The organism is Sphingobium sp. HDIP04 (assembly GCF_000445085.1).
GTDB classification, from domain to species: domain Bacteria; phylum Pseudomonadota; class Alphaproteobacteria; order Sphingomonadales; family Sphingomonadaceae; genus Sphingobium; species Sphingobium indicum.
This window is the reverse complement of sequence record NZ_ATDO01000131.1, coordinates 1-7,457: the sequence shown is the minus strand read 5'-3', so window position 1 is coordinate 7,457 and position 7,457 is coordinate 1. Positions and strand designations below refer to the sequence as shown.

At 65.8% G+C, this 7,457-nt stretch carries 8 protein-coding genes; 2 read left to right on the top strand and 6 right to left on the bottom strand.

Annotation, left to right across the window (positions count from 1 at the left end; all coding sequences use genetic code 11):
* A partial coding sequence (locus L286_RS49655; protein WP_021223349.1) for an anthranilate synthase component I family protein occupies window positions 1-896 on the top strand: 896 nt, incomplete at its 5' end.
* Between the two features lie 192 nt (window positions 897-1,088).
* Here L286_RS49655 and mltG read toward each other — a convergent pair.
* The 6 genes from mltG to fabD all read right to left on the bottom strand — a co-directional run bounded on the left by mltG (window position 1,089) and on the right by fabD (window position 6,472).
* The gene (gene mltG, locus L286_RS49660) at window positions 1,089-2,060 is read right to left on the bottom strand and encodes an endolytic transglycosylase MltG (protein ID WP_020820978.1); all 972 of its coding nucleotides are present in this window, start codon (window positions 2,058-2,060) and stop codon (window positions 1,089-1,091) included.
* Between the two features lie 10 nt (window positions 2,061-2,070).
* Window positions 2,071-3,330 (bottom strand): beta-ketoacyl-ACP synthase II, encoded by a 1,260-nt coding sequence (fabF, locus tag L286_RS49665; RefSeq protein ID WP_025160514.1) that lies wholly within the window; start codon window positions 3,328-3,330, stop codon window positions 2,071-2,073.
* A gap of 179 nt (window positions 3,331-3,509) precedes the next feature.
* Complete coding sequence (locus L286_RS49670; RefSeq protein WP_007689016.1) at window positions 3,510-3,743, bottom strand: acyl carrier protein; 234 nt, start codon at window positions 3,741-3,743, stop codon at window positions 3,510-3,512.
* 236 nt (window positions 3,744-3,979) lie between these two features.
* Entirely contained in the window at window positions 3,980-4,720 is a 741-nt protein-coding gene (gene fabG, locus L286_RS49675) for a 3-oxoacyl-[acyl-carrier-protein] reductase (protein ID WP_020820980.1), read from the bottom strand.
* Between the two features lies 1 nt (window position 4,721).
* Window positions 4,722-5,528, bottom strand: coding sequence for a crotonase/enoyl-CoA hydratase family protein (locus L286_RS49680; RefSeq protein ID WP_025160513.1), 807 nt, complete (start codon window positions 5,526-5,528; stop codon window positions 4,722-4,724).
* An 8-nt stretch (window positions 5,529-5,536) separates the two neighbouring features.
* On the bottom strand, window positions 5,537-6,472 hold the full coding sequence (fabD, locus tag L286_RS49685) for an ACP S-malonyltransferase (RefSeq protein ID WP_025160512.1): 936 nt from the start codon (window positions 6,470-6,472) through the stop codon (window positions 5,537-5,539).
* Between the two features lie 128 nt (window positions 6,473-6,600).
* On the opposite strand from fabD, the gene L286_RS49690 reads away from it, so the two are divergent.
* On the top strand, window positions 6,601-7,457 hold an 857-nt coding region (locus L286_RS49690), incomplete at its 3' end, for a TolC family protein (protein WP_021223350.1).

Sequence of the window (7,457 nt, the reverse complement as noted above, 5' to 3'; positions counted from 1 at the left end):
CCCCCCTGCCCGCGCCGTCCGCCCCGGCCAAGATCGCCGATGTCGCGGTGACGCCGGTGCTGGAGCCGGGCCGCTACGCCGCGATGGTCGAGAAGGCGAAGGATTATATCGTCGCGGGCGACATTTTTCAGGTAGTGCTGGCGCAGCGCTTCACCAGCCCGTTCACCCTGCCGCCGATTGCGCTTTACCGGGCGTTGCGGCGGGTCAATCCCTCACCCTTCCTTTATTATCTCGACCTGCCCGGCTTTGCGCTGATCGGATCTAGTCCGGAAATATTGGTCCGGGCGCGGGACGGCGAGGTCACGATCCGGCCCATCGCCGGCACCCGCCCACGCGGCCGGAATGCCGTCGAGGACGCCGCCAACCGCGAAAGCCTGCTGGCCGATCCCAAGGAACGGGCAGAGCATCTGATGCTGCTCGACCTGGGGCGCAACGATGTGGGACGGGTAGCGACGGCCGGCAGCGTGACCGTGACGGACAGCTATAGCGTCGAATTCTACAGCCATGTGATGCATATCGTGTCGAACGTGGTGGGACGGCTGGCTCCCGACAAGGACGCGCTCGACGCCTTGTTCGCGGGCTTTCCGGCAGGGACCGTATCGGGAGCGCCCAAGGTGCGCGCCTGCGAGATCATCGCGGAACTGGAGCCGGAAACGCGGGGGGCCTATGCCGGGGGCGTCGGCTATTTCGGGCCGGACGGCAATATGGATAGCTGCATCGTGCTGCGCACCGCCGTGCTCAAGGACGGCGTGATGCATGTGCAGGCAGGGGCCGGCATCGTCGCGGATTCGACCACGGAATATGAACAGCGGGAGTGCGAGGCGAAAAGCGGCGCATTGCTCGCCGCCGCACGGGAAGCAGTGGCATTGGCGCGCGAGTCGGGGTTTGGGCAGTAGGGCCGGCGATTGGCGGCGGCGGGCTATGGCCAATAGCTGACATTGCCCTACCGTCACCCCGGACTTGATCCGGGGTCCCGCTGCCTTGGGCTGGGCCGGACTCAGAAAGAAAGCGGGACCCCGGATCAAGTCCGGGGTGACGAATAGGGGAACGTCCGCTCCCCACCCAAGCGCGCCATCGGTCCGCTCACTTCAAAGCTCCCCCCTCGCCCGCCGGATTGCGAACCATTTGCGCACATTGTCATTATGCTCTTGCAGCGTGTCCGCGAATATATGGCCGCCCTTCCCGTCCGCGACGAAGTAGAGCGCCTTCGTTTCCGCCGGGTGCAGCACCGCCAGGATCGACAGGCGGCCCGGATTGGCGATCGGTCCCTTGGGCAGGCCGATCATCGCATAGGTGTTATAGTCGTTGACCGCCGCGATTTCGGATTTCCTGATCCGTCGGCCCAGGGGCTTGCCCTTGGTGATCGGATAGATGATCGTTGGGTCGGCCTGCAACATCATGCGCGCCTTCAGGCGATTGCCGTAAACCCCCGCGACGGTCGGCCGTTCCGAAGGCACCGCCGTTTCCTTTTCGACGATGCTGGCAAGGATAATGGCTTCCCTGGGCGTTTTCGCGACCGTGTTCGGCGCCCGCTCCGCCCACATCTTGGCGAGCGCCTTGCTCATGGCATCCTGCATCCGCTTCAGCACCGCCGCCCGGCTTTCGCCCTTGTCGAAGGCATAGCTGTCGGGCAGCACGCTGCCTTCCTCCGGCACCGGAATCTCGCCGGTCAGTTCCTCATTCGCCATCAACCGCTCATGCACCGATATGGAGGGCATGCCTTCCGGTATGGTGATCAGCCGGGTCAGCGTCCTGCCGCCCTGGAGGATGCGGAAAATATCGGAATTGCTGGCGCCCTTGGGGATCAGGAATTCGCCCGCCTTGATCGACTTGCCGCGGCCGAAGACCTTGGCCCGCGTGAGGAAGGCGTCGGCCGAGCGCACCGCCCCCTTTTGTTTCAGGAGAATGGCGGCGTCCGCGATGGTCGAACCTTCCGGCACGACCAGCGCGATATCCTTCATCGCCGGGCCGCTTTCGGTCCAGCCATGGACGAAGCGGAACGCTACGAACGCCGCGACGGCCAGGCCGATCAGCACTATGCCAAAGCCAAGCCGCCGCATTGGAGCCTTCTCAGACCGCCTTCATGATGAGGGAGGCGTTGGTGCCTCCGAAACCGAAGCTGTTGTTCAGCACGGCCCGCACCTTGCGTTCCTTGGCGACATACGGGACCAGGTCGACGCCCTTGCAGCTTTCGCTCGGCTCGTCGAGGTTCAGCGTCGGCGGCACGATCTGGTCGCGCAGCGCCAGGATGCAGAAGATGCTCTCCACCGCGCCCGCGCCGCCCAGCAGGTGGCCGATGGCCGACTTGGTCGAACTCATCGACATGGTGCCCAGATGATCGCCGAACAGCCGCTTCACCGCGCCCAGCTCCAGCTCGTCGCCCAGCGGCGTCGAAGTGCCGTGCGCGTTGACATAGTCGATGTCGCCCAGGCCCAGGCCCGATTTCTTGAGCGCCATCTCCATCGAACGATAGGCGCCATGGCCCTCCGGATGGGGAGCGGTTACGTGATAGGCGTCGCCCGACAGGCCATAGCCGACCACTTCGGCATAGATTTTCGCGCCGCGCGCCTTGGCCCGCTCATATTCCTCCAGCACGACCACGCCCGCGCCCTCGCCCATGACGAAGCCGTCGCGGTTGACGTCATAGGGCCGCGAAGCCTTTTCCGGGCTGTCGTTGAAGGCGGTCGAGAGCGCCCGCGCCTGCGCGAATCCGGCGATGCCGATGGGGCAGATCGCGCTTTCCGCGCCGCCCGCCAGCATCACGTCGGCATCGTCCAGCGCGATCATGCGGGCGGCGTCGCCGATGGAATGGGCGCCGGTCGAGCAGGCGGTGACGACGGCATGGTTGGGGCCCATCAGGCCATATTTGATCGAAACCTGGCCGGAGATCAGGTTGATCAGGCGGCCATGGACGAAATGCGGGCTGACCCGGCCCGGCCCACGGTTCGCCAGCACCAGCGATTCGCTTTCGATGCCCGGCAGGCCGCCGATGCCCGAACCGATGGAGCAACCGGCGCGCAGCCGTTCCTCCTCGCTCATATCGTCCAGGCCCGCGTCGCGCAGCGCCTGGCTGGCGGCGGAAATGCCGTAGACGATGAAGGGGTCGACCTGCCGCTGGATCTTGTGATCGACGTCCAGCCCGGGGTCATAGCCATATTCATGATCCGCCGGCTTCACTTCACAGGCGATGCGGCATTTATACTCGCTGGCGTCGAAGCGCGTGATCGTCGCCGCGCCGGACTTGGACGCGATGATGTTCTTCCAGGTCGTTTCCACATCCCCGCCGAGCGGGCTGACCATGCCAAGGCCGGTTACGACAACACGACGCATATGCTTGCTCCGAAAAATCTTTTTGGCTCAACGCCGCCCATCTAACCCTTCGAAAGGGGATTGTGAACGGGGGCCAGATACCAAAAGGCTCCCCAAGACCCGGTTTCGCCGGACAGGAGGAGCCTTTTCCTTTTTCAAACGCGGCGGCCACCCGTTTTCAGGCAGGCCGCCGGACGCCCTTACTGCTTGCTGTCGATATAATCGATGGCGTCCTTGACGGTGGCGATCTTTTCCGCCGCGTCGTCGGGGATTTCGACGCCGAATTCTTCCTCGAACGCCATCACCAGCTCGACGATGTCCAGGCTGTCAGCGCCCAGATCGTCGATGAAGCTCGCATCCTCGGTCACCTTTTCGGCTTCGACGCCCAGATGCTCGACGACGATTTTCTTTACGCGATCCGCGGTCTCACTCATGAGTGGTCCTTCTTACTGGGTATCGTTGATGGTTCTGAATATCTGTTAAGGCATGCCCTAGAGGCAAGCCCAACGAGAGGCAAGAGGCAAGAGACAATCGGGTGGCATCGCCCCACCTGCGTTCGACTCTTCAGCCCCGATGGCACAAGGCGGCGGCTTTGCAAATGCCCAAAATTTTCGGGCGCGATGGAATAAAGCCGCAGCGTGGGACTTTGGGATCGACCGATCCTTCCCCTTCAGATCATCGCCATGCCGCCATTGACGTGCAGCGTCTGGCCGGTGACGTAACCCGCTTCCTTGCTGGCGAGATAGACCACAGCCGCGCCGATGTCCTCCCCCGCGCCCAGGTCGCCCGCCGGGATCTTCGTCAGGATCGCGCTTTTCTGCGCGTCGTTCAGCGCGTCGGTCATGGCCGAACGGATGAAGCCCGGCGCGACGCAGTTCACGGTGATGCCCCGGCTCGCCAGTTCCTGGCCCAGCGACTTGGACATGCCGATGATACCCGCCTTCGACGCCGCATAATTGGCCTGTCCTGGATTGCCGGTGACGCCGACGACGGAGGTGATGGAGATGATGCGGCCGAAACGGGCCTTCATCATCGGCTTGGCGGCGGCGCGGGCAAGGCGGAAGGCCGCTTCAAGATTGACCGAGATCACGTCCGACCATTCCTCATCCTTCATGCGCAGGATCAGGTTGTCGCGGGTGATGCCCGCATTGTTGACGAGGATGTCGATCTTGCCGCCCAGCGCTTCGACCGCCTGCCCCACCAGCGCATCGACCGCCGCCGGATCGCCCAGGTTGCAGACCAGCGTCTTGTGATCGCCGCCCAGTTCCGCGGCAAAGGCCTTCAGCTTCTCCTCATTGCTGCCCGAAAGGGCGAGCGTGGCGCCCTGCGCGGCGAGGGCCTTCGCGATGGCGGAGCCGATGCCCCCCGAAGCGCCCGTCACCAGCGCGGTCATGCCTGTCAGATCGAACATTCTAATCTCCCTTGAAGTTCGGCGTCCGGCGCTCGAAAAAGGCGTCTATCGCCTCGTCATGATCCGCCGTCGCATGGGCCAGCGCCTGCATCGCGCCCGCCATTTCCATGATCTGGTTCAATTCCGCCGTCTGCGCGGCGCGCAGCAGCCGCTTGGTCATGCGCGTCGCGTGCGGCGGATTGGCGGCGATCCTGTCCGCCACGGCCCGCGCCGCCGCCAGCAGGTCGGCGTCCGGCACCACCTCGCTCACCAGCCCGATGCGCAGCGCCTCCTGCGCGTCGATGGTCTCGCCCGTCAGCGCCAGTTCGGTCGCCTTGGAAAAGCCGACGATGCGCGGCAGCAACCAAGCCCCGCCATCGCCCGAAATGATGCCCAGCTTCACGAAAGATTCCGCGAATTTCGCTGATTGCGCCGCGATCCTGACGTCGCACATCAACGCCAGGTCGCAGCCCGCGCCGATGGCGGGGCCATTGACCGCCGCGATCACCGGCAGTTCAAGCGCCTGGAACAGCAACGGCAACCGCTGGATTCCCGCCCGGTAATTGCGCCGCGTCTGCGCGGGCAAAGCAGCCCGCAGCCCGCCCGCGTCGGGCCGCATCGCGTTCAGGTCGCCGCCCGACGAAAAGGCGCTCCCTGCCCCGGTCAGGATCGCGACGCGGATCGACAAATCCCGCTCCGCCTCCTCGAACGCGGCGCAGAGCGCATCGACCATCGCCGGATCGGAGATCGGATTGCGCCGGTCCGGCATGTCGAGCGTGACCGTCAGCACGGCCCCATCGCGGCTGGTCAGGACGGGAGCGCTGCTCATGCCGCCGCTCACAGGGTCCCCAGGGCGGCCTCTATATCGTCCATCGTCACGATGCTGCGCACGGTGGCGTCGGGCGCGATGCGCTTGACCATCGGTCCCAGCACCTTGCCGCCCAATTCGACGAACTCGGTCACGCCCGCGTCCCACATGGCGGCGACGGATTCGCGCCAGCGGACCCGGCCCGTCACCTGCTCCACCAGCCGCAACTTGATCTCTTCCGGATCGGCGATCGCGCTGGCCAGCACATTGGCATAGACCGGCAGCAGCGGCGTGCCGATCGCCGCCTTGCCCAGCGCTTCCTCCATCGCCTCGGCGGCGGGCTGCATCAGCGGGCAGTGGAAGGGCGCCGACACCGGCAGCAGCACGCCGCGCTTGATGCCATGGTCCTTGACCAGCGCCACCGCGCGCTCGATGGCGCCGCGATGCCCGGAAATCACCACCTGGGTCGGGTCATTGTCGTTGGCGACGGTGCACACCTCGCCCTCGGCGGCGGCATCGGCCAGTGCCTGAGCCTTCTCGATATCCGCGCCCAGCAGCGCCGCCATCGCGCCCTCGCCCACCGGCACGGCAGCCTGCATCGCCCGCCCGCGCAGCTTCAGCAGCTTCGCCGTGGTGCCGATGTCGAACGCCTCCGCCGCGCAGAGCGCGCTATATTCGCCAAGGCTGTGCCCGGCGACATAATCGCCCTTTTCCGCCAGAGAAAAGCCGCCCTCCCTCTGCATCACGCGCAGGGTCGCCAGCGCATTGGCCATGATCGCGGGCTGGGCGTTCTCCGTCAGGGTCAGGTCGCTTTCCGGCCCCTCCACCATGATGCGGAACAGATGCTGCGACAGGGCGTCGTCGACCTCCTGAAACAGCTCCTTCGCGGCCGGGCTGGCGTCGGCCAGCGCCTTGCCCATGCCCACCGACTGGCTGCCCTGCCCCGGAAAAAGAAATGCCCTCATCATCCACCTTCTGACCTGCGCGCCCCTGCAAAAGCGCAATTTTTCAAAGCCGTTACACTTTGAGACACAAATGCCGTTGAGGCGCCCGGCCCATTTCGGCAGTTCTCGTTGGAGGACCGCCTTTAACGATGACGGAGTATAAGGAAAAGGTGCGATATCGCTTTGGATGGATCACGGGAACCGCGCTGGTCCTGTCGGGCTGCGCGGCCGGCCCCGATTATCGCGCCCCCGCCCCCGCAGCGCTCGGCGTGCCGGCGGCCTATAGCCAGGGCGCCAGCGCTCCGCTGGACGAGGCGGAACTGGCCGCCTGGTGGACGCGGCTCGACGATCCGGCGCTGAGCGGCCTCATCGACCGGGCCATCGCCCATAATCTGGACATCGTGCAGGCGCAGGCGCGCCTTCGCCAGGCGCGGGAATCGCTGCGGCAGGCAAGGGCCGCCTTCCTGCCGCAGGCGAACGGATCGGCCAGCGGCGGGCGCAACTACAGCAGCCGGGATGCGGGCGGCCGGCTGGACCCCAGCGGCAATCCGATCGGCGGCGGCGGCTCCAACTGGTCGAGCAGCTATTCGGTGGGCGCCAATGCAAGCTGGCAGGTCGACCTGTTCGGCGAGCTTTCCCGTTCGGCGGAGGCTGCGCGGGCCGATCTTGCCGCTTCCGGATACGACCTCGCCAATGTGCGGGCGACGATCGTCTCCGAACTCGTCGCCAACTATGTGCAGGCGCGCCTGGCGCAGGGGCAGTTGCGCATCGCGCGCGAGACGCAGGCGATCCAGCAGGACAATTACAACATCGCCAACTGGCGGCTTCAGGCGGGCCTCGTCTCCTCGCTGGACGCGGAGCAGGCGCGGGCGCAACTGGCGCAGACCAACGCAACCGTGCCCCAGCTTGAGGCGAGCCTTCGGGGCAGCCTCAACCGCATCGCCGTGCTGACGGGCCAGGCGCCCGGCGAAGCGACCCGAAGCCTTGAAACCCCCGCCCCGATCCC

What these genes read in the sequence shown, in the direction of transcription:
- L286_RS49680 (WP_025160513.1), bottom strand. Translation starts at nt 5,528, where the DNA reads ATGAGCAGCGCTCCCGTCCTGACCAGCCGCGATGGGGCCGTGCTGACG.
- L286_RS49670 (WP_007689016.1), bottom strand. Translation starts at nt 3,743, where the DNA reads ATGAGTGAGACCGCGGATCGCGTAAAGAAAATCGTCGTCGAGCATCTG.
- mltG (WP_020820978.1), bottom strand. Translation starts at nt 2,060, where the DNA reads ATGCGGCGGCTTGGCTTTGGCATAGTGCTGATCGGCCTGGCCGTCGCG.
- fabG (WP_020820980.1), bottom strand. Translation starts at nt 4,720, where the DNA reads ATGTTCGATCTGACAGGCATGACCGCGCTGGTGACGGGCGCTTCGGGG.
- fabF (WP_025160514.1), bottom strand. Translation starts at nt 3,330, where the DNA reads ATGCGTCGTGTTGTCGTAACCGGCCTTGGCATGGTCAGCCCGCTCGGC.
- fabD (WP_025160512.1), bottom strand. Translation starts at nt 6,472, where the DNA reads ATGAGGGCATTTCTTTTTCCGGGGCAGGGCAGCCAGTCGGTGGGCATG.